This is a genomic window from Dickeya sp. ws52 (genome assembly GCF_007210685.1).
In the GTDB taxonomy this organism is placed as follows: Bacteria; Pseudomonadota; Gammaproteobacteria; order Enterobacterales; family Enterobacteriaceae; genus Dickeya; species Dickeya chrysanthemi.
Genome location: NZ_SZVX01000048.1, coordinates 1 through 1172 on the forward strand (window position 1 = coordinate 1; position 1172 = coordinate 1172).

At 56.8% G+C, this 1172-nt stretch carries 1 pseudogene; it reads right to left on the bottom strand.

Going from position 1 to position 1172, the window contains the following annotated elements:
• Positions 1–1172: pseudogene (locus FDP13_RS21430) on the bottom strand (hemolysin BL-binding protein); the annotation flags it as partial.

The following is a 1172-nucleotide window of genomic DNA, read 5'->3' on the forward strand; positions in this document are numbered from 1 at the left end:
TGCGCCCCCACCGGGGTTAACGCGCTCACGCCCGCCAGCGTCGGCGTGGCCAGCGCCGGCATAAAGCCGCCGCTGCCCGGTTGCAGGTTGGTGTTGCTGATATTCTGCGAGAAGCTGGCGGTTATCGCACCGCCCGCCTGAATGGTCGCGGCGTAGGTCTGGCCGGGGGTGTATTCAACCCCATTGTCTTGAGCTAAGACGAAGGGAAAATATTGTAGTAATCTACCAGGATTATTTGCTCCCCAAAAAACCCTTGAGTCCTTTGTATCAAACTTATAATAAAGAACCCGCTTTGAGCTTCCTGATTGGTAGGAACTGTTATTGAGATCACCGCCAGATAATAAAACATTTCCATAAGCCCCAATAAGCGATGCTTTATTATTTAAAGAGCCAGAGTCAATTAATATATCTTTGCCCGATAAAAATCTTGCCTCACCACCACTTGCAACGACATTTATATTGCTCTGATACACAGGTACAGAGATAGTTCCGTTAATTACTGTTGATGCAATCGAGTAAAAATAAGATGTTACCTTACTGCATCCACAGCCATTTGTTCCTCCATTATCGTTGATGCTTACATCTTTCACGATTGTATAATCTTTGGTGTTATTAAAATAACCAATCGGGATTTGCGCCGTCGTCCCGCCGGCCCAGCTCGGCATGTCCGCCGCCGTGCTGCCGCTCTCCGTCACCACCAGCCCCTCCCGCTGGTTGGTCAGCGTCCCGGTCCGGACCGTGATATCTCCACGCTGCGTCTCTATCGTCCCCGAACTGTTCAGCACGCTGCCGCTCGCCGTGCCCGCCGCGTCGCGCTGTATCCACAGACTGTTGCCCGCCAGAATGTTCCCAAACCGGTTCACCAGCGCATCCGACAGCAGCCACAGATGACCCCCGCCGTACAGCAGACCGCCGTTCTCTATCACCCCGCCCGCCTGCAGCAGCAGGTCCGCCGCCGTCCCCACAAAGCCCCGGTTGACGATGCCGCCAGTCGCCCGCAGGCTCAGCCCGCCGCCCCCCTGAATGCTGCCGCTCTCCGTCTGGTTTATCGCCGCCGCCGACAGCGTGCTGGTGCCATTGCCCGCCACGATGCGACCCTGCTGCGTCAGCGTGCCCGTGCTCGTCACCGTCACCCCGTTGCCCTGCAGCGTCCCCGCCTGCACCAGGTCCCC